The 23,110-nt window shown below is 67.0% G+C and carries 24 protein-coding genes and 1 tRNA gene; 13 read left to right on the forward strand and 12 right to left on the reverse strand.

Annotated elements, in window-relative coordinates:
* Nucleotides 1-12 precede the first annotated feature (12 nt).
* The 6 genes from glp to H7J73_RS17495 all read left to right on the forward strand — a co-directional run bounded on the left by glp (nucleotide 13) and on the right by H7J73_RS17495 (nucleotide 6,078).
* On the forward strand, nucleotides 13-1,275 hold the full coding sequence (gene glp / locus H7J73_RS17470; RefSeq protein ID WP_264068782.1) for a molybdotransferase-like divisome protein Glp: 1,263 nt from the start codon (nucleotides 13-15) through the stop codon (nucleotides 1,273-1,275).
* 37 nt (nucleotides 1,276-1,312) lie between these two features.
* Nucleotides 1,313-1,942, forward strand: a complete 630-nt coding sequence (locus H7J73_RS17475; protein ID WP_276031412.1) for a GNAT family N-acetyltransferase — start codon at nucleotides 1,313-1,315, stop codon at nucleotides 1,940-1,942.
* 564 nt (nucleotides 1,943-2,506) lie between these two features.
* Nucleotides 2,507-3,607 (forward strand): divisome protein SepX/GlpR, encoded by a 1,101-nt coding sequence (gene sepX / locus H7J73_RS17480; RefSeq protein WP_264068784.1) that lies wholly within the window; start codon nucleotides 2,507-2,509, stop codon nucleotides 3,605-3,607.
* Nucleotides 3,608-3,657: 50 nt separating this feature from the next.
* Nucleotides 3,658-3,730 (forward strand) — tRNA-Ala (locus H7J73_RS17485).
* Nucleotides 3,731-4,425: 695 nt separating this feature from the next.
* Nucleotides 4,426-5,460: a zinc-dependent alcohol dehydrogenase family protein gene (locus tag H7J73_RS17490; protein ID WP_264068785.1), complete on the forward strand. Its 1,035-nt coding sequence runs from the start codon at nucleotides 4,426-4,428 to the stop codon at nucleotides 5,458-5,460.
* A 66-nt stretch (nucleotides 5,461-5,526) separates the two neighbouring features.
* Nucleotides 5,527-6,078, forward strand: a complete 552-nt coding sequence (locus H7J73_RS17495) for a DUF998 domain-containing protein (RefSeq protein WP_264068786.1) — start codon at nucleotides 5,527-5,529, stop codon at nucleotides 6,076-6,078.
* Here H7J73_RS17495 and H7J73_RS17500 read toward each other — a convergent pair.
* Nucleotides 6,068-6,826, reverse strand: coding sequence for an ABC transporter permease (locus H7J73_RS17500; RefSeq protein WP_264068787.1), 759 nt, complete (start codon nucleotides 6,824-6,826; stop codon nucleotides 6,068-6,070). The two genes, H7J73_RS17495 and H7J73_RS17500, sit on opposite strands and share 11 nt — an antisense overlap.
* 64 nt (nucleotides 6,827-6,890) lie before the next feature.
* On the opposite strand from H7J73_RS17500, the gene pat reads away from it, so the two are divergent.
* Together pat and H7J73_RS17510 are read left to right on the forward strand one after the other, a co-directional pair.
* Nucleotides 6,891-7,895 carry an acetyltransferase Pat gene (pat, locus tag H7J73_RS17505; protein ID WP_264068788.1) on the forward strand — a complete coding sequence of 335 codons (1,005 nt, stop codon included), beginning with the start codon at nucleotides 6,891-6,893 and terminating at the stop codon, nucleotides 7,893-7,895.
* Nucleotide 7,896: 1 nt separating this feature from the next.
* The gene (locus H7J73_RS17510; RefSeq protein ID WP_264068790.1) at nucleotides 7,897-8,718 is read left to right on the forward strand and encodes a shikimate 5-dehydrogenase; all 822 of its coding nucleotides are present in this window, start codon (nucleotides 7,897-7,899) and stop codon (nucleotides 8,716-8,718) included.
* Here the strand turns inward: H7J73_RS17510 and H7J73_RS17515 are convergent.
* Entirely contained in the window at nucleotides 8,715-9,590 is an 876-nt protein-coding gene (locus tag H7J73_RS17515; protein ID WP_264068791.1) for a hypothetical protein, read from the reverse strand. The two genes, H7J73_RS17510 and H7J73_RS17515, sit on opposite strands and share 4 nt — an antisense overlap.
* Before the next feature lie 113 nt (nucleotides 9,591-9,703).
* Nucleotides 9,704-10,411 carry an envelope biogenesis lipoprotein LpqN gene (gene lpqN / locus H7J73_RS17520; protein WP_264068792.1) on the reverse strand — a complete coding sequence of 236 codons (708 nt, stop codon included), beginning with the start codon at nucleotides 10,409-10,411 and terminating at the stop codon, nucleotides 9,704-9,706.
* 165 nt (nucleotides 10,412-10,576) lie between these two features.
* Between lpqN and H7J73_RS17525 the strand changes: the two genes are divergently transcribed.
* The gene (locus tag H7J73_RS17525) at nucleotides 10,577-11,056 is read left to right on the forward strand and encodes a TspO/MBR family protein (protein ID WP_264068793.1); all 480 of its coding nucleotides are present in this window, start codon (nucleotides 10,577-10,579) and stop codon (nucleotides 11,054-11,056) included.
* Between the two features lie 7 nt (nucleotides 11,057-11,063).
* On the opposite strand, the gene H7J73_RS17530 is transcribed toward H7J73_RS17525, so the two are convergent.
* Nucleotides 11,064-12,035, reverse strand: a complete 972-nt coding sequence (locus tag H7J73_RS17530) for a bile salt hydrolase (protein ID WP_264068794.1) — start codon at nucleotides 12,033-12,035, stop codon at nucleotides 11,064-11,066.
* A 63-nt stretch (nucleotides 12,036-12,098) separates the two neighbouring features.
* Nucleotides 12,099-12,356 (reverse strand): hypothetical protein, encoded by a 258-nt coding sequence (locus H7J73_RS17535; RefSeq protein WP_264068795.1) that lies wholly within the window; start codon nucleotides 12,354-12,356, stop codon nucleotides 12,099-12,101.
* Nucleotides 12,357-12,662: 306 nt separating this feature from the next.
* On the opposite strand from H7J73_RS17535, the gene H7J73_RS17540 reads away from it, so the two are divergent.
* Nucleotides 12,663-13,355 carry a DUF5642 family protein gene (locus H7J73_RS17540; protein ID WP_264068796.1) on the forward strand — a complete coding sequence of 231 codons (693 nt, stop codon included), beginning with the start codon at nucleotides 12,663-12,665 and terminating at the stop codon, nucleotides 13,353-13,355.
* An 11-nt stretch (nucleotides 13,356-13,366) separates the two neighbouring features.
* The gene (locus tag H7J73_RS17545; protein WP_264068797.1) at nucleotides 13,367-14,026 is read left to right on the forward strand and encodes a DUF5642 family protein; all 660 of its coding nucleotides are present in this window, start codon (nucleotides 13,367-13,369) and stop codon (nucleotides 14,024-14,026) included.
* A gap of 3 nt (nucleotides 14,027-14,029) precedes the next feature.
* Here H7J73_RS17545 and H7J73_RS17550 read toward each other — a convergent pair whose 3' ends face one another.
* Nucleotides 14,030-14,626 (reverse strand): alpha-ketoglutarate-dependent dioxygenase AlkB, encoded by a 597-nt coding sequence (locus H7J73_RS17550; protein ID WP_264068798.1) that lies wholly within the window; start codon nucleotides 14,624-14,626, stop codon nucleotides 14,030-14,032.
* A 42-nt stretch (nucleotides 14,627-14,668) separates the two neighbouring features.
* Nucleotides 14,669-15,100 carry a redox-sensitive transcriptional activator SoxR gene (gene soxR / locus H7J73_RS17555; protein WP_264068799.1) on the reverse strand — a complete coding sequence of 144 codons (432 nt, stop codon included), beginning with the start codon at nucleotides 15,098-15,100 and terminating at the stop codon, nucleotides 14,669-14,671.
* A gap of 48 nt (nucleotides 15,101-15,148) precedes the next feature.
* Between soxR and arcA the strand changes: the two genes are divergently transcribed.
* Nucleotides 15,149-16,354: an arginine deiminase gene (gene arcA, locus H7J73_RS17560; protein WP_264068800.1), complete on the forward strand. Its 1,206-nt coding sequence runs from the start codon at nucleotides 15,149-15,151 to the stop codon at nucleotides 16,352-16,354.
* Here arcA and H7J73_RS17565 read toward each other — a convergent pair.
* Together H7J73_RS17565 and H7J73_RS17570 are read right to left on the reverse strand one after the other, a co-directional pair.
* The gene (locus H7J73_RS17565) at nucleotides 16,325-17,170 is read right to left on the reverse strand and encodes a type IV toxin-antitoxin system AbiEi family antitoxin (RefSeq protein ID WP_264068801.1); all 846 of its coding nucleotides are present in this window, start codon (nucleotides 17,168-17,170) and stop codon (nucleotides 16,325-16,327) included. The genes arcA and H7J73_RS17565 overlap by 30 nt on opposite strands.
* Before the next feature lie 158 nt (nucleotides 17,171-17,328).
* On the reverse strand, nucleotides 17,329-18,852 hold the full coding sequence (locus tag H7J73_RS17570; RefSeq protein ID WP_264068887.1) for a dolichyl-phosphate-mannose--protein mannosyltransferase: 1,524 nt from the start codon (nucleotides 18,850-18,852) through the stop codon (nucleotides 17,329-17,331).
* A gap of 58 nt (nucleotides 18,853-18,910) precedes the next feature.
* Between H7J73_RS17570 and rsmI the strand changes: the two genes are divergently transcribed.
* Nucleotides 18,911-19,747, forward strand: a complete 837-nt coding sequence (gene rsmI / locus H7J73_RS17575) for a 16S rRNA (cytidine(1402)-2'-O)-methyltransferase (protein ID WP_264068802.1) — start codon at nucleotides 18,911-18,913, stop codon at nucleotides 19,745-19,747.
* Here the strand turns inward: rsmI and H7J73_RS17580 are convergent.
* The 3 genes from H7J73_RS17580 to H7J73_RS17590 are packed head-to-tail and all read right to left on the reverse strand — an operon-like array spanning nucleotide 19,656 to nucleotide 23,068.
* Nucleotides 19,656-20,975, reverse strand: a complete 1,320-nt coding sequence (locus H7J73_RS17580) for an aminodeoxychorismate synthase component I (protein ID WP_264068803.1) — start codon at nucleotides 20,973-20,975, stop codon at nucleotides 19,656-19,658. The two genes, rsmI and H7J73_RS17580, sit on opposite strands and share 92 nt — an antisense overlap.
* Nucleotides 20,976-20,987: 12 nt before the next feature.
* Nucleotides 20,988-21,890: an RNA polymerase sigma-70 factor gene (locus H7J73_RS17585; RefSeq protein WP_264068804.1), complete on the reverse strand. Its 903-nt coding sequence runs from the start codon at nucleotides 21,888-21,890 to the stop codon at nucleotides 20,988-20,990.
* Nucleotides 21,887-23,068: an NAD(P)/FAD-dependent oxidoreductase gene (locus tag H7J73_RS17590; protein ID WP_264068805.1), complete on the reverse strand. Its 1,182-nt coding sequence runs from the start codon at nucleotides 23,066-23,068 to the stop codon at nucleotides 21,887-21,889. Before H7J73_RS17590 ends, H7J73_RS17585 begins: the two co-directional genes overlap by 4 nt.
* Between the last annotated feature and the right edge of the window lie 42 nt (nucleotides 23,069-23,110).

The following is a 23,110-nucleotide window of genomic DNA, read 5'->3' on the forward strand; positions in this document are numbered from 1 at the left end:
GAAAGGCGCACTGTGCGTTCGGTTGAAGAACAGCAGGCCCGGGTTCAGGCGGCTGCGGTAGCCCCCAGGCCGGTTCGTGTTGCGATAGCCGAGGCGCAGGGCCTGATGTGCGCCGAGGAAGTCGTGACCGAAAGGCCGCTGCCCGGTTTCGACCAGGCCGCGATCGATGGATATGCGGTCCGCAGCGTCGACGTCTTCGGCGTCGGTGAACCCGGTGGCCCGGATGGCGACCATGCAGGCGGTGAGATCAGTCTCCCGGTGATGGGGGCCATCGACGCAGGTACCCGGACGCCGAGCCGGTTGCAGCCCAAACAGGCGGCTAGGGTCCAGACCGGCGCGCCGATGCCGACACTCGCCGACGCCGTGCTGCCGCTGCGCTGGACAGACGGCGGGCAGTCGCGGGTGCGGGTGCTGCGCGGGGTCCGGTCGGGCGCCTATGTGCGGCGGACCGGCGACGACGTCCAGCCCGGAGATGTCGCGGTGCGGTCGGGAACCATCATCGGCGCCGCCCAGGTCGGTCTGCTGGCCGCGGTCGGCCGGGAGCGGGTGTTGGTGCACCCTCGGCCCCGCCTGTCGGTGTTGTGCGTCGGCGGTGAGCTGGTCGACATCTCCCGTACCCCAGGGAACGGGCAGGTTTACGACGTCAATTCCTATGCGCTGGCGGCCGCCGCACGCGACGCCGGTGCCGAGGTGAACCGGGTGGGCATCGTCGACAATGATCCCAAGGGGCTCAAAGAGGCGGTCGAGGGTCAGCTCAGCCGGGCCGAGATCGTCATCATCGCCGGGGCGGTCGGTGGTGCGGCCGCCGAAGGTGTGCGTGCGGTGTTGTCGGAGCTGGGTGAGATGGAGGTGACCCGCATCGCGATGCACCCGGGCTCCGTGCAGGGGTTCGGTCAGCTCGGTCGCGACGCAGTCCCGGTGTTCCTCCTGCCTGCCAATCCGGTCAGCGCGCTGGTGGTCTTCGAAGTGATGGTGCGTCCGCTGATCCGGCTGTCGTTGGGTAAGCGGCAGCCGACCCGCCGGATAGTCCAGGCGCGTGCGATCGCCCCGATCTCGTCGGTGCGCGGCCGCAAGGGATTCCTGCGCGGGCAGTTGATGCGCGATCAGGACACCGGTGAGTACTTGGTGCAGGCACTGGGCGGCGCGCCGGGTTCGTCATCGCATTTGTTAGCCACACTGGCCGAAGCGAACTGCCTCGTCGTGGTGCCCAGCGAGGCCGAGCAGATTCGTACCGGCGAGGTCGTCGACGTCGCCTTCCTGGCCCAGCGCGGCTGAGCTAGCAGTCGACGTGAGTTTCTGGCGTTCGAGTGCCATGCATCCTGGCTGGCCGATGGTGGTCGGGCCGTTGCGGGTGCCCGCCGGAGTGACCCAGTTGCGCCCGGTTCGGATGCGCGATGCCGCCCAGTGGAGCCGCATCCGCAGTGCCGACCGAGCGAATCTGGAACCGTGGGAACCCAGCGCCGACCTGGATTGGGCTGTGCGTCATTCAATTTCGGCGTGGCCCTCGGTGTGTTCCGGGCTGCGGGCCGAGGCGCGCAATGGCCGGATGCTGCCGTATGTCATCGAGGTCGACGGGCAGTTCGCCGGTCAGCTGACGATCGGCAACGTCACTCATGGCGCGCTGCGGTCGGCGTGGATCGGCTACTGGGTGCACAGTGAGCTGACCGGGCAGGGCGTCGCCACTGCCGCCCTGGCACTCGGTCTTGACCACAGCTTCGGGCCCGTGATGCTGCACCGCGTCGAGGCGACGGTGCGGCCGGAGAATGCCGCGAGTCGAAAAGTACTGGCCAAAGCGGGCTTTCGCGAAGAGGGCCTGCTGCGCAACTATCTCGACGTCGACGGGGCGTGGCGGGATCACCTGCTGGTGGCGCTGACCGTGGAGGAAGTATCGGGGTCGGTGGCCGCATCGCTGGTCCGGGCCGGTCGCGCCAGCTGGGCTTGAGCCGTCTACGTCCAGATCGACATGAGGGTCGTGGAAAGCGCGGTTTCACAACCATCGCGCCGGACTCGCCGCGCCCGGCGACGATTGCGGGCCTGCCGGTCCACATCCAGGCCGCGTAGGTCGGGGTGAACAGGTTCTGCTCGGCATTCTTCGGCAGGGGGATGCGCGGGTACGGTTGCGAACGGCGTCACCGCAGAGTTCTGCGGGTCCGGACCCTGTCCGCAGTGGCCTGCGTCCTGATAATCGGCTTCGACATGCCCGAATGGTGCGAAGACCGGCCGACGCGCACCCCCTCCCGGCGGACCCGCCGCAGCAATCTGTGGGCGAACCCGTGACTGGGTATGGCAGGCGAGTTCGGCGGGAGGGTTGGCTTTTCGCCGAACTCGCGACCCTGGTGTCCAACTGGCGACAGGGCCCAGGGAGTCCAAATCTTGTTACTAATGTGACATTTGTGACTAATGGTGCTTGTCACAGACGAATTACAGGTGTGTAATTGTCTCGGCGCGCCGCACCCGGATGCGCTGGTCGGGAGACCTAGCCTGGAGGGGAAAGGAGCTTGCCGCCATGCCAAGCATCCCCCAATCGTTGCTCTGGATCTCACTCGTGGTGCTCTGGCTGTTTGTGCTGGTGCCCATGCTCATCAACCGGCGCGACACAGTGCGTCGCACCAGTGACGTCGCGCTGGCCACCCGAGTGCTCAACACCGGCGGTCGCGCCGCGCGTTTGATCAAACGTGGCAAACCCGCGGCCGGGCACCGCAGCGACCCCGACTGGCAGCCCACCTCCGTACATGAGGACGACGAAGCCGACGACTTCGACGAGGAGAAGACGGGGCCGGTTGTGGTGACCGGCAAGCCCTCTCGCGTCCGGTCGGTCGCCGTGGTGACGTCGCTGGCCGAAGAGACCGAACCCGACTATCTGGACGTCGACGTCGTCGACGAGGACTCCGGCGCCCTCCCGGTCGGACGGATTCGGACCGAGGCAGCTTCCGAACCCGTCGCGCAAGCCGAGGAACCGCAGCTCCCGTTCGACGACGGCGCCGACACCGAGGGCATCAGAGCGCAGACCAACGACGCTTCCACCGACGAGACTGACGACACCGCCGAGACTCCTGCCGCTGCCGCCGACGACACTGTCGATGGCAGCGCCGACGAGTACGAGTACGTCGAGGACACCTCCGGCCTGGAAGCCGAGGAAGAGCCGGCGACGACCGTCGGCCGGCGGCTGTCCGGAGCCTCCCGGGTGCACAGCCTGGAGTCGAAGACCGCGGCCGCCGTCACCGCCCGCAAGTACAAGTTCCGCAAGCGGGTGCTGCTGACGATGGCGACCCTGCTGGTCTTCACTGCCGCCGCCGCGTTCCTGGTGACGCCCAGCTCCTGGTACCTGTGCTGTGTGGTCGGCGCGATCACGCTGCTCTACCTGGCATACCTACGCCGTCAGACTCGGATCGAGGAGCGCCTGCGCCGTCGTCGCATGCAGCGGATGGCCCGGTCGCGCCTCGGGGTGGAAAACACCCACGACAACGATCTCGACGTCGTGCCTGCGCGGTTGCGTCAGCCCGGCGCGGCCGTACTGGAGATCGACGACGAGGACCCGGCGTTCGAGCATCTGGACTACGTACCGTTTTCCCGCGAGTACTCGCTGCCGCACGCCGCGGGGCAGTGACCGGCGGTTTTCGGTTGACGCCTGCAGGCTGGTAGCGTGCTAGCGGTCAAGGGGCTATGGCGCAGTTGGTAGCGCGCCTCGTTCGCATCGAGGAGGTCAGGGGTTCGAATCCCCTTAGCTCCACCCTTGAGATGGCAGGTCAGGAAACTGGCCTGCCATCGGTGTTTCCGGGGTCCCTCACAGGCGGGGCTGGCGGCCCGGCCTTGAGCACGGGAGCCGCTCGGCGCCGCAGCATGGGGTTCTGGTGAGAATTCCCTACGGTTGCTCTGGCATCCCTTGTCAGATGCCGTCCACGCCACCACAGTAGTGGGTGGACCGGGGTCTCCTGCCTCTCAGGATCTGTCAGCCCCGGTCTGCAAAGCGATTCAGGGACCCGGCCCGTCACAGCACCGCTGTGGCGGGCCGGTCACTGTCTTACCGTCGGCGGCGATGGCACCGTCTGAAAGTCCAAAAAGCCGCGTGATTCAGTCAATTGGCGCCCCGTCACCCGCGACCAGCCGGGTGGCTTCACTGCTGGCGGTACCCGCGTCTGGTCTGTCTGTTCGGCTGACCCCAGCGCCCTGAGTGACAGGGGCGGCGCCGAGGTTTCGGTGAACCGGGGTCGAGCGCGCGACCTAATCGCCGCAGCAGCGCAACACGCGCGGGGTAGTCCGTCGGGTGGGTTTGCTGGACGCGGGCCGCTCAGTAGCCGGCTGTCCATCCGGTGACGCTGGGACCGGTCCTTGCATCAAGGGGGTTCTGTTGTTACCCCGATGGGTAGGCACTCCCGCAGCCCAGTCTGTAAGGGTTGGATGGACTGGAGACGAAAGGACATTTCTATGCGCGCGACCCTGATGTACGGCGCCCACGACGTTCGGATCGAGACGGTGCCCGATGCGACGCTGCGGGAACCCACTGATGCACTCGTCCGGATCACCGCGTCCTGTATCTGCGGTAGCGATCTGTGGCCGTACGGATCGATGCCGGCCACCGAGCGTGGCCGCCGGATGGGCCACGAGTTCATCGGCGTCGTAGAGGACTTCGGCTCGGAGGTATCGGGACTCAAGAAGGGCGATCTCGTCGTCGCCCCGTTCCTGTGGGCCGACAACACCTGCGACTTCTGCCAGGAAGGCCTACAGAGCTCCTGCCGGCACGGCGGCGGCTGGGGCTCGAAGAATGTCGACGGCGGCCAGGGGGAGGCCGTGCGGGTCCCGCAGGCGCAAGGCACGTTGGTGAAACTGCCGGTCGCGCCGGACTCCGTGCTGATACCGTCGCTGCTGACACTTTCCGATGTGTTCTGCACCGGGCACCACTGCGCCGTCACCGCCGGCGTCGGTCCACGCACCACCGTCACCGTGATCGGGGACGGCGCCGTCGGATTGTCCGCAGTGTTGGCTGCCAAACGCCTTGGCGCCGAGCAGATCATCCTGATGGGGCGGCACAAGGTCCGGACCGATCTGGGGCGCGAATTCGGCGCGACGGAAGTGGTCGCCGAACGCGGTAGCGAAGGTATCGAGCGGGTCCGGGAATTGACCGGCGGTGACGGGACGCACACCGTGCTGGAATGCGTCGGGACCAATCCGTCGCTGGCGACGGCGTTCGGCGTGGCCCGCGCCGGCGGCTTCGTCAGCCGGGTCGGTGTGCCTCAGGACAACGAGATCCCCTTCGGTGTACCGGAATTCATGCGTAATGTCACCCTCACCGGCGGTGTCGCACCTGCACGGGCCTATATCGAGGAACTCATGCCCGATATCCTCGACGGCACCGTCGAGCCGGGGAAGGTCTTCGACCGCACGATCGGAATCGACGAGATCCCCGAGGGCTACCAGGCGATGGCGGATCGTCAGGCCCTCAAAGTCCTGATCCGTCCGTGACTTTCGACAAGCGGACTGAGACGGTCGGGGGGATCGGCCGTCTCTAGTTCGGCGCGGACTGCCGCGGTGATCTGGCTGCTGGGCGCGGGGGTATACGTGGTCTGTGAGGCCGTCGCGGCCGCGGGCAAGCCGGGCTACCGGTATGCCACGAACTACATCAGCGATCTCGGCACGTCCGCGGTGATGAACGTCGGCGCCTTCGCCCTGCACGGTCTGCTGTTCGCGCTCGGGGCGGTGGTCGCGGTGCGCGCCCATCCGGGGACCGGCGGGGTCGGCCGGGGGTTCCTGCTCGCCGCCGCCGCCAACGCCGTAGGCAACGTGATGGTCGGCAGCTTTCCCAGCGGTTCACCCGGCTCGGTTGCGCTGCATGTCGTCGGCGCCGCGCTGGCCATCGTCGGTGGCAACATCGCCGTGCTCCTCGTCGGGGTCGGCGGTCGCCGGATCGGATTGCCGCAGAACTACTCTCGTGCCAGTGTGGCCCTGGGCGTCTTCGGCATCTGCTGCCTGGCGGCGCTGACGATGTTTCCGGTCGGGTTCGTCGAGCGCGGCGCGGTCTACCCGATCATCGTATGGCAGGCGATGACCGGCGTCGCGATCCTGCGCCAGGTCAGCCGATGACCGCGGCGGCGCGCGTCACCCGTCCGCGGGACACCAGTTCGCCGACCACCACCACCCCGCACGTCTGCGACAACAGCAGCGCGACCAGAACGAGCACCTGCACCGCACCGGCTTGGGCCGCGGATCCCGTGGCCAGCAGCACGCCGACGAAGGCGCCGGGCAGGGTGACCAGACCGGCGGTTCTGGCCTGGTCGAGATTCGGCAGCAGCGAATCGCGAATCGGCCGTTCCACCACTTCCTTGCGCGAATCTCGTTCTGACAGTCCCAGACTGAGCGCCGCCTCCACCTCACCGTTGCGCTGATTCAGCGCGTCGAGCGCCCGCCGGGCGGCGACCGCGGTGGCGGTCATCGTGCCGCCGAGCACGATGCCGAAGACCGGGACGATGGCGAAGCCCGAGACAGGCACCACCCCGGACAACAGCAGTAACGGAATCACCGCGAGCATCCCGGCACCGAGCGCGGCCGCCAGCCACCATGAACCTCGATCGGCCTGGCTGCGCCGCGCTGCCGTCACGGTTGCCACGGCGAACATCACCGTCAGCACCAGCATCGACGACCACAGGTGAGTCATCGCCGCGGCCAGCACCATGGCGACCGCGGCCAACTGCAGTGCGGCACGGGCACCGGCCCGCGGGACGATCCACGGCGAACTCCGCAGGAAGACGCGGCTGAGCACACCGGCGGCGATCGCCATCACCACACACACGACCACCAGGGGAACACCCAGCACCGGTTCGGAATTGCTCACCCCATCAGTGTGGACGCACGTACGCTCGGTGCCATCGGCAGGAGATAGCTGGGGTGTCTGGGATATGTCCGAACTGACGGAGTTGCAGGCGAAAGACCTCGCCACCATGGAGGTCTTCGCCGGTTGCCGCGTCAGCGACCTGATCCCGCTCGCCGAGCAGCTCCAGCCGCTGCGGTCCGCCCCCGGCGAGGACCTGATGCTCCAGGGTGAGCCGGCGGTGTCGTTCCTGTTGATCTCGTCGGGCCGCGTCGAGGTCCGCCATGTCTGTGACGACGGCGTCCTGATGATCGGCGAGGTGTCCGCGGGCCGGGTCGTCGGCGAGATGGCCTTGCTGCGCGACAAACCGCGCACCGCGACGGTCACCACGACCGAAGCGCTGACCGGCTGGATCGGCGACACCGCGGCGTTCGCGTGCATGGCCGACATTCCGGGCGTCAAGGACCGGCTGGTGCGCACGGCGCGCCAGCGGCTGGCATCCTTCATCACTCCGGTGCCGGTGCGGCTGCGCGACGGCACCGCGCTGCTGTTACGCCCGGTGCTGCCCGGGGACAGCGCCAGGGCCACCAAAGGCCCCGTCGAATTCTCCAGCGAGACGCTGTACCGGCGGTTCATGACGACCCGCGAGCCGACCCAGGCGCTGATGGACTATCTGTTCGAAGTCGACTACGTCGACCATTTCGTCTGGGTGATGATCGATCCGGCCGAGGAGCTGGACAATATCGTCGCCGACGCCAGGTTCGTGCGCGACGAAGCCGACCCGACGGTGGCCGAGATAGCGTTCATCGTCGGTGACGACTACCAGGGCAAGGGGGTGGGGTCGTTCCTGATGAAGGCGCTGGCTGTCGCTGCCAGGATCGACGGCGTCGAGAAATTCTCTGCACGTGTGCTTTCCGACAACCTGGCGATGCGCTCGATACTCGACGAGTTCGGTGCATTCTGGGTACGAGAGGATGTGGGTGTGGTGACAACGGTGATCGATGTGCCCGACCGACGCGACGTCCATCTGCCTCGGCAATTGATCGAGCAGATCCGCAGCGTCGCCCGCCAGGTGATCGAGGCGGTGGGTTGAGATGGCGAGACCACCGCTGAACAAGGACACCACGCTGTGTATCTCGCTGGCCGCGCGACCGAGCAACATCGGCACGCGGTTCCACAACTATCTTTACGACCGGCTCGGGATCGACTTCATCTACAAGGCATTCACCACGACCGATATCGCCGCGGCGATCGGCGGTGTGCGGGCGCTTGGCATCCGCGGCTGCTCCGTGTCGATGCCCTTCAAGGAGGACGTGCTGGCGTTGGTCGACCACGTGGACGACTCCGCACGAGCCATCCATTCCGTCAACACCATCGTCAACGACGACGGGGTGCTGACCGCGTCCAATACCGACTATGTCGCGGTGGAGCGCCTGATCGCCGAACACGGATTGCAGTCCGACCAGACGGTGCTGATCCACGGCAGTGGCGGGATGGCCAAGGCTGTTGGATCTGCCTTCCGGGACAACGGTTTTCGCGACGGAACCGTAGTGGCTCGCAACGAGTCGGTCGGTCCCGAACTGGCCGATCAGCTCGGCTATCGCTGGCGCTCGCATGTCGGCGGCGCGGCGGCGTCAATCATCGTCAACGTCACCCCGGTGGGCATGGCCGGCGGCGCCGAGGAGCACGACAGCCCGTTCCCCGCGGAGCTGATCGCGGCCGCCGACACGGTGTTCGATGTGGTGGCACTGCCATCGGAGACACCGCTGATCCTCGCGGCCAGAGCGGCCGGCAAACCCGTGATCACCGGCGCTGAAGTCATCGCGCTGCAGGCCGCCGAGCAGTTCGAGCGATACACCGGGGTGCGGCCGACTCCGGAGCTGGTAGCGGAGGCGTCGAAGATCTCGCGCGCTTAGCCGGTGTTGATCACCACGATGGGCTTGACGACGAGCTCGGCCGGGCGAGCGTTGACACCGGCGTAGCGCAGCCGCGCCTGCACGTACCAGTCCATCGACGAGTGCACGGCAGCCGCGGTGGGTGGCGCATCGGCAGGGAGCGGAATCGCGAACGGTAAGGTGACCGGCTTACCTGATTGCAGCGTAATTCGGTTGTCCAACTGGATGATTCGGCCCTCAAGGGAATTTCCTTCGGACGGATTCTTGGTCAGCGGGTGCGATGCTCGCCGCCGCTGCCAGCAGACCGCAAGATCGCCGTCGGGCAGGTCCACGGTGGGGGTGAGGAAGGCGCGTCCGTTGACGGCCTCCCCGGCCAGGAAAATCGTTGTGGGCAGGACGATATCGATCACTGTCTCGGCCGCGCCGGACACCACCTCGACCGGCTCGTCGAGGCCGTCGAAGTCGAACACATCGTTGCGCCCGATCCGGACGGTGAACTCGCCGTGGGCGTCGATATCGTGCCCGCCCCGCTCGACGATGAGCCGCGCGGACCACCGGGCGATCTCTTTTGACGATGCCGGCGCCCATGACGGAACCCGGAATGTCCACGAACCGCCGGTGAATTCAGACGTCGGGACGGGCAGATCGACCGTGCTGACGCAGACCCATTCGTCGGTGCTGCGGTCGCCGGGGTCGGTGATGCCGACCTCGCCCACGGCCGACAAGACCTCGCTGCCCCTGGCCGCGGCGGAGTCGGATTTACCGGCCCAGTCCTGGTCGAAGAAGTTGGTGTAACCCCATTCGAGGCGTGCCGCGGTCACCGTGCGCACGGGTGTGCTGGTGGTCACGGTGGCGGTGACCGTGGCGCGCGGGACGACCGCGACCGGTGACACCGTCACCTCGACGTCGGGGGAGCGGTTGAACAGTCTGTCTCCTCACAGGCGTGGGTCTGTCATGCCGGCCGCCACCGCTATATCGGCGCTGACAGTGGGCGAGGCGGATCCGATCAGGGCGTGATCGTGGTCTTCTCGTTGATGATGTTCATCGCGTTGTTGAGGATGCCCGCTTCGGACTCGTCGGAGAAGCCGTTGAGCTGCAGCACGTAGACGGCATTGTCGGCCGGGATCACGACGGTCTTCTGCGAGATCATGCCCTGCTTGCCGTTCTGGTTGTAGGTGCCGGCGAGTTCGACCGAGTTGAAGCCGGACAGCTGAGACGGCTCGCCCTGGTTGTCACCGGTGAAGCCGGGCAGGTTGTTGAGCTCACCCGGTGCGTACTTCAAGATCTCTGCGGGATCGACATTGCCCGTCAACTTGGACAGCAGCGCGAGGACGCGGGGTGGATTGGTCGGTACGGCGGTCTTGGCGTAGACGATCGCGCCGTAGGTACCCTCCGGGAGCGCACCCTGCTTGGGCTGCCAGTCCGGGGGCAACGGCACGTTGATGTTCGGGCCCGGATCGCCGCGCTGCATGCTGGTTTCGGTGATGTTGTTGTCTTTGACGTAGTCGGCGATCGTCTTGTTGGTCCCGGGAGTGGGCGCCGCACTGGTCGCCGATGCCTCGGCCGAAGTCGTCTCGGACGATGACGCCACCGCCGAGGTGGAGCCGGAGCCGGACGACGCGGTGGTCTTGCTGTCCGAGCCACAGCCCGCGAGCGCGAGGCTCAGCGCGAGGACGGCGACTCCCGCGCCGCTGGCGGCATTCAGTCTTTTCATCGAGCGCTGTCTCCTTAGAAGAAAAGGCGATATCTGTCGCGCAGCCTACGGTCGGCAAACGCCCAACGGAAGTCCAACCGCACCTGCAGGACAGTGGTGTCCCATCGGAAACCAATAAGTAGCGTGCCGCGATTAGGCGGCCACCTCCGCGGGTAGCGTGAATGTATGCGCGTGCCTACCTTGATCGGAACTGCTCTAGCCACCGCGAGTGCTGCGGTGATCGGAAGTGTGGCGAGTAAAGCGGGTGTCGAAACCTGGTACCCGACAGTGAAAAAGCCCAGCTACGTTCCGCCGAACGCTGTTTTCCCAGTGGCATGGACCAGCCTCTACGCCGATATCGCTGTCACCTCTGCCGCCACGATCGACCGGCTGCAGGCCGAGGGCGACGATTCGAAGACCCGTGCCTATGTCGCGGCGCTGGGCACGAACCTAGTCCTAAACGCCGGCTGGAGCTGGCTGTTTTTCAAGAAGCACAAACTCGGCGCGTCGGCCCTGGCAGCCGCCGGGCTGGCCGTCAGTAGCGCTGATTTGGCCCGGCGGACCGCGCAAGTGAACCCGAAGGCGGGGCTGGCGTTGGCGCCGTATCCGCTCTGGTGCAGTTTCGCGACGTTGATGTCCGCCGACATCTGGCGCCTCAACAGGTAGCTCTGCGTCAGAACGTCACGTGGGCGGCCGAGAATCGGGTGGTGACGTCGCCGATCATCGTCCAGTCGTAGGGATCGACGGCCACCGGATCGCCGCCTGGTGCAAGATTCAACCCGTCGAACTCCACCCAGATGGTGTTCGGGCTGGTGGTCAGCTCGAAGTAGTAGACGCGGTTGGTCAGATCCGACACCGTGCGGTATTCGGTGTTATAGACGCCGAATTCGCCGTACGGCGCGCCGAACGGCACCGACACGTTGCGCATCACCGCCATCACGGCGGCCACCGCCTGGCGTTCGTTCTCCGGCGTGGGCAACAGCGCGGAATAGTAGGCCGCGCGTTGGAAACGGTCGACGGGATTGACGTTGCCCGGTAGGGGCATGTTCCGGTCGGGTTGCGAAAAGTCCTGCTTGGAAAGCAGTTCGAGTTGTTCGTCGTAGGTTGGGTCGTTCGTCATCAGGGTGAACTCGCGGCCGTGGTGGACGACCTGTTTACCGTCGACGAACTCGATGATCGCCGAATCGCCACTGCTGTCTTCCAGGGCGACGTGCAGGGTCGCTTGATGGCCACGGGCGGACACCATCACCACGTCGACATCGGCCATCAGGGCCACTGCCTCAGCGACGGTGGCTGCCTGGTCCAGCAGGTATTGCACCCATAATCCGCCGTGCAATCCGGGCTTGGAGGTGTCGCGCGGCCCGAAGTCCGTCGACTGCAGATATAGGCCGTGGGCGGCCAGCCCCTTCTCGTTGAAGCCGTCGATTCCGCCGAGGCCGTAGACGCTGGTGACCAGCGTGGCGTAGCGGCTGATCCAGCGCAGCGGGTTGTCGCCGACGACGTTCGTGCCGGCCAGGTCTCCGCCGTTGCGGGAGCGGCCGCTGGGCGAGGCGACGATCAGCGGGTCGGTGGATTCGGGCCAGTCCATGCTCCGGCCGGAGAGCGTGGCGAGATCGTTGGTATTCCAGAGGATTCGGGTGCACACAGCTCTCAAACATAGGGAAGGGGCGCCCGATCCGGGCGCCCCTTTACCGAACTGTGTTGCTACTCAGCAGTGTGCCGTCAGATATGCCGGCTGCAGCACAACGTTGTTGAGGCGGATATCCGTGGTGCGGTTCGGCTTGGTCGAATCGACGGTGCACAACTCCAGCTGCGCGCCGCGGTTCTTGTTCAAGACCGACTGGTAACCACTGCTCTGTAGTGCCGACCCGGCGCCCGCCGGGGCGGCCACCGCCTGCGCCGCGGTTCCGGCGGCCAATCCGAGCAGGCTGCCCGCCACTGCGCTAGCAAATATCAACTTCTTCATCTTGGTCCCTCCGACCTTCTCTCTCCCATCGCCCGTCCTGCGGCGCCGCAGGACCTGGGACCCGCGTGTTTACCTGCGGTTTACATGGCTCGTTTGGTGTAACGCGGCAGGTAATGAGTTTTCTTCCGGCTGATCACAAATTCTTCTGTGCGTTTTCTTCTGAAGGTCTCAGGTTCGGGCGGCCGCGTTGTAGGCTGCGTCACAGTTTCGCTGTGACGACTGTGATGGCGATTACAGCAACGAAGATCAGCACGTGGTCCGGGAAGGCCTCCCCGTTTACGGGCCGGTCTGTGATATCAACGGGCCGTGGGGCGACTGGCGCTCAGCCTGATGGTGGTCGTGCTGGCGGCTGGGTGTGGCCAGCCCCAACGTCCCGCGTCCCCGCCGGCATCGACGCCGGTTGGTACGGCCGCCGTGGGGCCCGCCGGACCCGTGGACCCCGAGCGGATCAAGCGGGTGCGCGGCGACCTGCCGCCCGGTTACGAGGTGACCGATATCTCCGGGCCGGCAGCGCTGTCGGGTTTGTGGGGGTTCCGGGCCGGTTGGACCGCCGACCCACCCCACTGCGCGGGATTGGTGGATCCCGTTGCCGCGCCTGCGGAAATCCAGACGGAGCGTGGGCTTTCCGGGTCGGGTCCCGGCGGCATCGTCTATGTCGCCGTCGTGGCGGCGCTCCCGGGAACGCTTGCCCTCGACCCCGCCCTCGCTGTCGATTGCAGTCAGTTCACGATGGCGTACGGCCGGTCGACGGCCTCGGTCCATCTGGTCGACGCCCCGCCCATCGCCGACGCCGCGACCGTCGGCATGACCACCGCGATCAGCACGGTGGTCGAATCGGGCAACGAAACGGATTCGCAGGCGCAAACGTTCACCGCCTATGCCGATGACCACTTCGTATTCGTGACATTGGTGACGGACCCGGGATCGCCCAACCCGCCCTTGCCGCCGGAGTTCGGCGCCGGCCTGTTGGTGAAGACGGTCTCGGCGTTGCGCAGGTAGATTAGCCCCCGATGTTCAACACCAGGGCGCTGTACGCGCTAACCTGCGCCGGCCTGTTGGCCGCCTGCTCTGCCAATCAACCGTCGGGACCGAAGGCGGACATCGCCAAGGTGGCCGACGTGAAATCGTCGTTTGGTCAGGATTTCAAGGTGACCGACGTGCCGACTACGGGGATCGACCCGAAGCTGCTGGCCGGCCAGAAGCTGCCCGACGGGCTCAGATTCGACCCGGCCGACTGTGCGAAGTTCGCCGCCGGCCAGGCCATGCCCGCGGACCTCAAGGGCAACATGGCGGCCGTCGGTGCCGAAGGTGCCGGTAACCGCTTCATCACCATCGCGATGGAAACCTCCGAGCCGGTGCCCGTCGTCGACCCGGGGGCAGGCTGCCAGAAGGTCGGCTTCACCGGAGGTGCCCTGCGCGGCGCGGTGGAAGTAGTCCCGGCGCCGCAGATCCCGGACGTGCAGACCCAGGGTGTGCACCGCATCCTGCAGACCACGATCAACGGCAAACCGCAGCTCGGGGAGATTTACAGCTACCTCGCGCACTTCGGCGATTACCAGGTGATCGTCACCGCCAACCCACTGGTGGACGGCGACAAGCCCGTCGTGCCGGTGGATACCAAACGTGCGGAGGCCCTGCTGACCGCGGCGGTGGCCGCCATCAAGAGTTGATCATCACCGCACATCACGCGGTCGAAACTGGATGCTGATGCGTGGCCCGGTCGGCCTGCTGGTTTTCGGGATCGAATGCTCCCAGGTGCGTTGGCAGGACCCGCCCATCACCAGCAGATCCCCGTGGCCGTGCTTGATCCGCAGCGACGGCCCGCCGCCGCGTGGTCGTAGCGCGAACGTTCGGGTGGAACCCAGCCCGACGATGGCCACCATGGTGTCCTCGGTGCTGCTGCGCCCGATGTTGTCGCCGTGCCAGGCCACACTGTCGTTCCCGTCGCGGTAGAGGCAGAGCCCGGCAGTCGTGAACGGTTCGCCGAGTTCGCCGGCGTAGATATCGTTCAGCCGGCGCCGCAGCTGTTTGAGCGCGAGGTGCGGGGCCGGGTGGGTGAGAAGGTCGTGGAAGCTGACCAGGCGCGGGACGTCGAGCACCCGGTCGTACATCTGACGCCGCTCCGCCCGCCAGGGGATGACGCTGAGCAATTCGTCGAACAGCGTCTCGGCCCCGTCGAGCCAGCCGGCGCGCACGTCGATCCACGCGCCGTCCGTCAGCTGTCGACGTTCGGCGTGGTCGAACAGCGAACCCTGGACCGCCAGTGACACGTCCGCGAGTTTATCGCACACGCGTTCGATTTTCCTGAAGTCCTACAGGCGTGCGGCGCCGGGGCCCTTCTCGGCGAGCACATCGCCGGGGTTGGTCAGCGCGCAGCTTTTCAGGCTGAGGCAGCCGCAGCCGATGCACTCTGAGAGGTTGTCCCGCAGGTGCTGCAGGTGCATGATCCGGTCGTCGAGGTCCTGGCGCCAGCCTGCCGACAGGCGCGCCCAGTCCTTGCTCGTCGGCGTGCGGTCGGCCGGCAGGGTGGCCAGTGCGTCGCGCACCCGGGCCAGGGGGATGCCGAGGCGCTGCGACATCCGGATGAAGGCCACGCGGCGCAGCGTCTCGCGGGTGTACCGGCGCTGGTTGCCCGCCGTACGACGGCTGGAGATCAGCCCTTCGCGTTCATAGAAGTGCAGTGCCGACACGGCGACGCCGGCGCGCTGCGCCAGGTCGCCGGGGGTCAATTCGAGTTCGTGCATAACACCTAAACGGTAGTTGAGGTGGCTGTCCGCGATACGGTGCTCAGTGTGACTGGGATAGCGCTTGGCTCGAATTCCGAGGTAGGGACGTTGCGGGTGGTGATTCTGCATCGCCCCGGCGCTGAGTTGCAGCGGCTGACCCCGGGCAACAACGACAAGCTGTTGTTCGACGGCTTGCCCTGGGTGGCGCGGGCCCAGGAGGAGCACGACGCGTTCGCCGCGCTGCTGCGGTCCCGGGGTGTCGAGGTGCTGCTGCTGGCCGATCTGCTGACCGAGGCCCTGGCCAGCGGAGCGGCCAGGATGCACGGCATCTCCGCCGCTGTCGATGCGCGTCGGCTGGGTTTGCCTCTGGCGCAGGAGCTTTCGGCTTATCTGCGGACTCTGGCGGCCGTCCCGCTGGCGCGCATCCTGATGGCAGGCATGACGTTCAACGAGTTGCCGGTCGGCGGGGACCTCTCGCTGGTCCGGCGGATGCACCACGGGGCCGACTTCGTCATCGAGCCTCTACCGAACCTGCTGTTCACCCGCGACTCGTCGTTCTGGATCGGCCCGCGGGTGGCCATCACGTCGCTGGCGCTGCCCGCGCGGATCCGCGAGACGTCGCTGACCGACCTGATCTACGCCCATCACCCGCGGTTCCTCGGGGTCCGGCGCGCGTACGAGTCCCGTTCGGCGCCAGTCGAGGGCGGTGACGTGCTGTTGCTGGCCCCGGGCGTGGTGGCCGTAGGGGTCGGTGAGCGGACCACCCCGGCCGGCGCCGAAGCCTTGGCTCGCAGCCTCTTCGATGACGGGCTGGCCCATACCGTGCTGGCCGTGCCGATCGCTCAGGAACGCGCGCAGATGCACCTCGACACCGTCTGCACCATGGTGGACGTCGACGCGGTGGTGATGTATCCGAATATCGTGGACTCGTTGTCGGCGTTCACGATTCACCACACCGACAGCGGCGGCGTCACGATCGACCGCGCCGCGCCGTTCGTCGCTGCTGCGGCCGATGCGATGGGCATCGACAAATTGCGCGTCATCGACACCGGCCTCGATCCCGTCACCGCCGAACGCGAGCAGTGGGACGACGGTAACAACACTCTCGCGCTGGCTCCCGGTGTGGTTGTCGCCTACGAGCGCAACACGGAAACCAATGCCCGCCTTCGGGATTCGGGTATCGAGGTGTTGGCCATCTCGGCGTCCGAATTGGGCACCGGCCGCGGCGGGCCACGTTGTATGTCATGCCCGGTGGCTCGCGATCCGCTGTAGTCGCATCGCCGCTCGCACTCTGCGCGCGCTGTCCTGGGCCAAGAAGTTGTCGTCCACGTGGACTTCGATCCAACCGTGGCGATGTACCGCATCCTCACGCAGAATCCGTTGTCGGACAGCGCTTCGTTCGGGGCGTTTGTCGGCGAAACCGACACCGACCCTCCATTGCGGCCAGCCGATCGCGATCACAACGCCAGACCAAACGTCGTCGCCCAAGAGGATGGCGGTCTCCGGACGTGGCAGCCCGGCGTCGATCAGCATCAAACGCAGCCGGGTGTACAGCGGCGAACCCCCACTGAAGTCCATCAGACCGATTGCCGTGCGCGCTTGCTCGATTCCCCGCGCACCGCTGTAGCGGTCGACCAGTGCAGCGGTCTCGCCGGGGTCCACCTCGGTGGCCAGCGCCAATCGATCCAGGGTGATCACTGCTTCGTCCCGCGGCAACCGTCGAGCGAGATCGAGTGCCGTTCGTGCGGGTGAAGTCAGCATCATTTCGCCGAAGCGGGACAGCTCGTCGTCGCCGATCCGCTCCTGCCGGACTGTCACGCCGGGCGGCGTCCGACGACGCTTGGCGATCAACTCGACGGCTGCTGCCCCGTCTTTTACCGACACCCCGTGCAGGTTGGCAGCAGTCGCGCCGGCGATGATCCCGGAACGGCCCGACCACAGCCAGGCGCCTTGAGCCCTCGTGAGCAAGTCGATGCGGCTTCCGACAGGAACGTAGACGTCGGGATAGAGGGCGGTGTAGCGCCAGCGCAGCTGGCCACGCGTCAGCGCGCCTGTGTGAAGTGCTTCAGAGCCGATGATGGGCCACACGCCGATCACGCTGGCCTGACTTACAGACACTTCGCGGCGCTAGGGACGAGTTCATCACCACGGCTGTGGATTCTTGCGGATCTGGGGAAAGCCGCCGACTTCCACGACCCTGCTGATCAACTCGGCCATAGGGCCGCAGAGGGACTACTGGTTCCGGCTCACCGCCAGCTGGGCAGCCAGATCTCCATATTCCAGGTGGCGTGCGAGATGGGCAGTCCGGTGAGCACCGGGAACAGCCAGGCGAAGTTGGTGATCACCAAGGCGAGATAACAGCAGACGACGAGCATTCCCAGCGTTCGGCGCTCGGCGTTCTGCCCGGGTTTGTACAGGATGTCCCCGCAGATCAATGCGATGGCCATCACGAGAAACGGCCCCATGGTCGAGGCATAGAAGAAGTACATCTGCCGGTCGATGTCGGCGAACCACGGCAGCCACCCGGCGAGGTACCCCACCAACACGACGGCATAGCGCCAGTCTCGGCGAACGAACGCCCGCCATGCCATATAGAACAGCACCGGCACCGCGAGCCACCACATCGCGGGGGTGCCCACCAGCATCACGGCCTTGACGCACGACTGCGCGCCGCAGCCCGGCACGTTGTCCTGGTCGATCGCGTACAGCACCGGCCGCAGCGACATCGGCCACGTCCACGGCTTGGATTCCCACGGATGGTGGTTACCGGCGGCGTTGGTCAGGCCGGAGTGAAAGTCGAAGGCCTTACTGGTGAAGTGCCACAGCGACCGGATGGCGTCGGGGGGTTGGTACCACTGCCGCTCGCCGATGGTTTGTCCCACCTCGTACCGGTCCACGGCCGTCTCCGAGGCGAACCAGGGGGCGTAGGAGGCGAGATACACGCCGAACGGGATCAGCAGCATCACGTACAACGTGGGGCCGACGTCGCGGCGGACGGTGCCCAGCCACGGTCGCGGCACCCGGTACGCCCGGCGGGCGGCGATATCGAAGGCCAGCGACATCGCGCCGAAGAAGATGATGAAGTACAGGCCGGACCATTTGGTGGCACAGGCCAATCCGAGCAGAACTCCGGCGCCGAACCGCCACCACCGCACGCCAAGGCGCGGTCCCCAGGGGGTCTCGGCGATCCGGCCGTCCAGGAGCGCGTTGTGCATTCGCTCCCGGACCTGGTCCCGGTCGACGATCAACGCTCCGAACGCCATCACGATGAAGAACGTCAGAAACCCGTCGAGCAACGCGGTGCGGGCTGTGACGAAGGTGACGGCGTCGGCGCACAACAACACTCCGGCGATACCGCCGACGAGCGTCGAGCGGCTGATCCGCCGCACAATCCGGGCCACCACCGCCACCAGCACCACGCCGAGCAGTGCGCCGGTGAACCGCCAGCCCAGCCCGTTGTAGCCGAAGATGCCCTCGCCGATGGCGATCAGCTGCTTGCCGACCGGCGGATGCACCACCAGGCCGAAGCCGGGGTTGTCCTCGACGAAGTGGTTGTTCCACACCTGCCAGGCCTGCGGCGCGTAGTGCTTCTCGTCGAAGATCGGCGTCCCGGCGTCGGTGGGGGACTGCAGGTTGATGAAACGGGTCACGGTGGCCAGTGCGGCGATCACTGCCGTCATCGCCCAGCCCTGCAGCCGATCGACGGGTCCGAAATCGGTGACGGGGACGAGCGGGCCGGGACTGATCACAGGTACGGCACGCTCCGTCATCACGGGGCTGGGAGCGGTCATCACAAGAATCGTAAGCGGCGATCGTAGGCTTGCCCTCATGAGTGGTGGCCGACTGTTGCTGGGCGCCACGCCGCTGGGACAGCCCGGTGACGCATCGGCGCGGCTGATCGAGGCGCTGGCCTCGGCAGATATCGTCGCTGCCGAGGACACCCGCCGGGTCCGCTCGCTGGCCTCCGCGCTGGGGGTCAGCATCACCGGCCGGATCGTCAGCCTGTTCGACCAGAACGAGGCGGTCCGGGTTCCCGCGCTCCTGGAGGAGCTGCAGCAGGGTGCGACGGTGCTGGCGGTGACCGACGCAGGGATGCCGTTGATCAGCGATCCCGGTTACCGACTGGTGACGGCCTGCGTGGCCGCCGGGGTGCCGGTCAGCTGCCTGCCGGGCCCATCGGCGGTGACGACCGCGCTCGCGATCTCCGGCCTGCCCTCGGAGCGGTTCTGTTTCGAGGGGTTCGCCCCGCGCAAGGAGGCGGCCCGCCGGACGTGGCTGGCCTCGCTGGCGGCCGAACGGCGTACCTGTGTGTTCTTCGAATCGCCGCGCCGGCTGGAAGCCTGTCTGCGTGATGCGGTCGAGCAGCTCGGCGCCGACCGTCGGGCAGCGGTGTGCCGGGAGTTGACGAAGACCCACGAGGAGGTCATCCGCGGCTCGCTGGCCGAGCTCGTCGACTGGTCGGCCGGCGGCGTGCTCGGCGAGATCACCGTGGTGCTGGCCGGCGCGACACCCGTCACGGATATCGACGTGCTGGCCGCGCAGGTTCAGGCGTTGACCGAGGAGGGTCTCGGGGTCAAAGAGGCGTGCCAGCAGGTGATCGCGGCGCATCCCGGTGCTCCGTCGCGCCGCGAGCTCTACGATGCGGTGCTTCGCTCGCGGCAGTGATTGTCGAAGCGCCGAGCCCGATGGTCGCGGCGGCCTTGTCCAGGCATTCCTGCCACTCGGCATCGACGTCGGAGTCGGCGGTGATCCCGCCGCCCACTCCGAGCAGAGCCGCGCCCGTGCTGTCGAATTCGACGGTCCGGATAGCCACGTTGAGTTCGGTGCCGGCCAGGGGCGACGCCAAACCGACTGTGCCGCAATAGACTCCGCGCCGGCGCGGCTCCCACTGGGACAGCAGTTCGCGGGCCCGGCCCTTGGGGGTGCCGGTGACGGAAGCGGGCGGGAAGGTGGCAGACAGCAGATCGTGCATCGTCAATTCGGCAGGCACCTGGGACGACACCGTCGACACCAGATGCCAGACACCGGGGGCGGGGCGTACCGCCAACAGTTCGGGGACGCCGACCGAACCCGTCACCGCGACCCGGCCGAGGTCGTTGCGGACCAGGTCGACGATCATGATGTTCTCGGCGACATCCTTGACCGACGCCCTGAGCTGCGCAGGGTCGGCATGCAACGGCAGTGTGCCCTTGATCGGGCTGGACACCACCGTGTCGCCACGGCGAACGAGGAAAACCTCGGGTGACAGCGAGGCCACCGCACCCCACGCGCCGGCGACATAGGCACCCCTGGCGGGTGCGGTGCGCGCGACGGCATCGGCGAAGAAATCCAGTGGCGACCCGTGGATGCTCCCGGTGAATTGCGTGCACACGCAGGCTTGGTAGACCTCGCCGGCAACGATCGCGTCGAGACAGGCTGCCACGCCGGAGCGGTGCACGTCGCGGTTGGGCGCCGACCAGTCGATACGCCAGGGCGCGGCGGGGGCGTCGTCGGTGACGGCGTCGGCCAGCCAGTGGGGCATGGGTGCACCGGAAAGACTTTCATACCACCAGATTTCGCTGCTGTCCTGTCGCAGGACGCAGTCCGTCCACCCGCCGGCGGCGACCGGAATACGGCCGGGCCGCCCGTCGGCACCGGCATCGGGATAGGAGAGGTAACCCACCCATCCGCCGCCGATCGCCCCGGCTTCGGCGTCGATACCGGGACCGGTGGTGAAGACGTCGTCAGGCGCGGTCGGTGCCGCGTCGACCGAGGGCGCGATGACGGCCCGTGCACCGAACCACTCGCCGGTCAGCGCCGCCGGTGGCGCCAGCTGGTGGAGCTGCGCCGCGCGTGCGACGGCTCGCAGCAGCCGCGGGGCGGTGCCCACAGCGCCGAGCCGGTCGATCCGCATCGTCCAAGCTTGTCAGACGCGGCCGATCTGCCGCGGAACGGTCACCGTCGTCAGCTTCTCCGGATTGCGCATCGCGTAGAAATTGGTGATCCTGCCGTCGACCACCTCGACGGTGACCACGCTCTCCAGGTTGTCACCGAGATACAGCACGAGGGCGGGTGCGCTGTTGTAGTTCGCGGGCTCGACGCGGCCATCGGGACCGCCCAACCGGATCAGGCCCATCACCAGCCTGGCCACCTTCTCGGCACCGGCGACCGGTCTGCGGGCGGCGCTCGCCTTGCCGTCGCTGTCGGCGGTCCACACCACATCCGGCGCCAGCATCGTCATCAGCGCGGCCAGGTCGCCGGTGGCGGCGGCGGTAAAGAACGAGGTGGTCAGCTCGACCGACGTCTGGTGGTCGACGGGATCGAACCGTTTCCGCCTGGACTGCACATACTCGCGGGCGCGGTGGGCCATCTGGCGCACCGCGACCGTGGATCTCCCTACCGCCGAAGCGATCTCGTCATGGCTGAAGCCGAACACCTCGCGCAGCACGAACACCGCGCGCTCGTCGGGGCGCAGCGTTTCGAGCAATACCATCATCGCCATCGACACCGATTCGGCCAGCACCGCATCGGCCGAAGCGTCGTCCTCGGTGATCAGCAGCGGCTCCGGAAGCCACGGACCGACGTAGTCCTCGCGCCTACGGGATTCGGACCGCAGGGAGTTCAATGACTGGCGTGTGACGAGCTGCGCCAGATACGACTTGGTATCGCGTACCTTGTCGAGATCGACCTGCGCCCACCGCAGGTAACTCTCTTGTAGGACATCATCGGATTCGGTTGCCGAGCCGAGGATTTCGTAGGCGATGGTGAACAGCAGCGGACGCAGCAGCGTGAACCGCTCGGCATGGACATCGCCGGTCGGGATACTCACGAGCGGGCTGACTGTCGCTGTGCGGGACGGTCGCTGCCCTTCATCCACCAGTAGGCGCCCGGTTTGCGGGCTTCGCGGGTAAGCAAGGAGATGGTGCCCTTGCAGACGGCCTCCTTGACCAGCGCACCGGTCCGGCCGCCGAGGTACAGCCCCCGTGGGGTGTCGTCTTTGTGGCAGATCTGGATGGTGCCCGCGCCCCGGCCCACGCTGATGCACTGGCCGGTGAAGGCCTGGTTCAGCGGCGCGGGTTCGGTGCCCGCGATGCGGCTCAGCACGGTGTTGGCGGCCTGGGCGCCCAGGGGTAGCGCAGCCTGGCAGCTCATCCGCAGCGGCTGGTTCGACGGCGAAGCGGCGTCGCCGGCGGCAACGATGCGGTCATCGTCGATGCTGGTGAGGGTTTCGTCGGTGAGTAGTCGTCCGAGTCCGTCGGTGCTCAACCCGCTCCGCGCTGCCAGCTCCGGCACACCGAAGCCCGTGGTCCACATGGTGATTGCGCTCGGCAGTGTGCGACCGTCGGCGAGTGCGACGGATTCGTGGGTCACGGTGGTCACCGACGCGGTCGGCCCGACGAGCACGCGCACGCCGAGCTTGGCCAGCCGCTTGGCGATCGAGCGCCGCGCGCCCTCGCCGACGGATGGGCCCAGAATCGGGCCGCATACCACCGTGACGGCTCTGCCGATCTCGGCCAGTTCACTGGCGGTCTCGATCCCGGTCAGGCCACCCCCGACCACCACGATCGGGGCATCGGGCGCCGCCGCGGCCACCGCTTCGCGGAGCACCTCGGCGTGTTCGAGATCGGCGATGGGATAGGCGAATTCGGCGGCACCGGCAGCTTTCGGCGCCGAGCCGGTGCTGCCCACCGCGTAGATCAGATAGTCGTAATCCAGGGAGCTGCCGGAAGCCAATGCCACGGTACGGGTTGTTGCGTCGATGCGTATCGCACCGTCGATCACCAGCCGGATACCCTCGCCGAGCAGTCTCCGGTAGTCCACGACGGCGTCGTGGGAACCGGTGATCAACTGGTGCAACCGAATTCGTTCGACGAATGACGGGCGCGCGTTCACCAGCGTGATGTCGACGTCGTCACGCTGGCGCAGATGGTTGGCGGCCAGCACACCGGCGTAACCACCGCCGAGCACGACGATCCGGGTCCGGTGGATGGTCGGGGTCTTAGTCATGTCAACTCCTTTGTTGTTGACCTCAAGACACCGGCCGCGGCC

It is taken from the genome of Mycolicibacterium komossense, from assembly GCF_025822605.1.
In the GTDB taxonomy this organism is placed as follows: Bacteria; Actinomycetota; Actinomycetes; order Mycobacteriales; family Mycobacteriaceae; genus Mycobacterium; species Mycobacterium komossense.

What these genes read in the sequence shown, in the direction of transcription:
- H7J73_RS17510 (WP_264068790.1), top strand. Translation starts at nt 7,897, where the DNA reads ATGGCGAGACCACCGCTGAACAAGGACACCACGCTGTGTATCTCGCTG.
- sepX (WP_264068784.1), top strand. Translation starts at nt 2,507, where the DNA reads ATGCCAAGCATCCCCCAATCGTTGCTCTGGATCTCACTCGTGGTGCTC.
- H7J73_RS17570 (WP_264068887.1), bottom strand. Translation starts at nt 18,852, where the DNA reads ATGACGGAGCGTGCCGTACCTGTGATCAGTCCCGGCCCGCTCGTCCCC.
- H7J73_RS17490 (WP_264068785.1), top strand. Translation starts at nt 4,426, where the DNA reads ATGCGCGCGACCCTGATGTACGGCGCCCACGACGTTCGGATCGAGACG.
- H7J73_RS17545 (WP_264068797.1), top strand. Translation starts at nt 13,367, where the DNA reads ATGTTCAACACCAGGGCGCTGTACGCGCTAACCTGCGCCGGCCTGTTG.
- H7J73_RS17525 (WP_264068793.1), top strand. Translation starts at nt 10,577, where the DNA reads ATGCGCGTGCCTACCTTGATCGGAACTGCTCTAGCCACCGCGAGTGCT.
- H7J73_RS17475 (WP_276031412.1), top strand. Translation starts at nt 1,313, where the DNA reads ATGCATCCTGGCTGGCCGATGGTGGTCGGGCCGTTGCGGGTGCCCGCC.
- H7J73_RS17535 (WP_264068795.1), bottom strand. Translation starts at nt 12,356, where the DNA reads ATGAAGAAGTTGATATTTGCTAGCGCAGTGGCGGGCAGCCTGCTCGGA.
- H7J73_RS17580 (WP_264068803.1), bottom strand. Translation starts at nt 20,975, where the DNA reads ATGCGGATCGACCGGCTCGGCGCTGTGGGCACCGCCCCGCGGCTGCTG.
- H7J73_RS17590 (WP_264068805.1), bottom strand. Translation starts at nt 23,068, where the DNA reads ATGACTAAGACCCCGACCATCCACCGGACCCGGATCGTCGTGCTCGGC.
- soxR (WP_264068799.1), bottom strand. Translation starts at nt 15,100, where the DNA reads ATGCACGAACTCGAATTGACCCCCGGCGACCTGGCGCAGCGCGCCGGC.
- rsmI (WP_264068802.1), top strand. Translation starts at nt 18,911, where the DNA reads ATGAGTGGTGGCCGACTGTTGCTGGGCGCCACGCCGCTGGGACAGCCC.
- pat (WP_264068788.1), top strand. Translation starts at nt 6,891, where the DNA reads ATGTCCGAACTGACGGAGTTGCAGGCGAAAGACCTCGCCACCATGGAG.
- lpqN (WP_264068792.1), bottom strand. Translation starts at nt 10,411, where the DNA reads ATGAAAAGACTGAATGCCGCCAGCGGCGCGGGAGTCGCCGTCCTCGCG.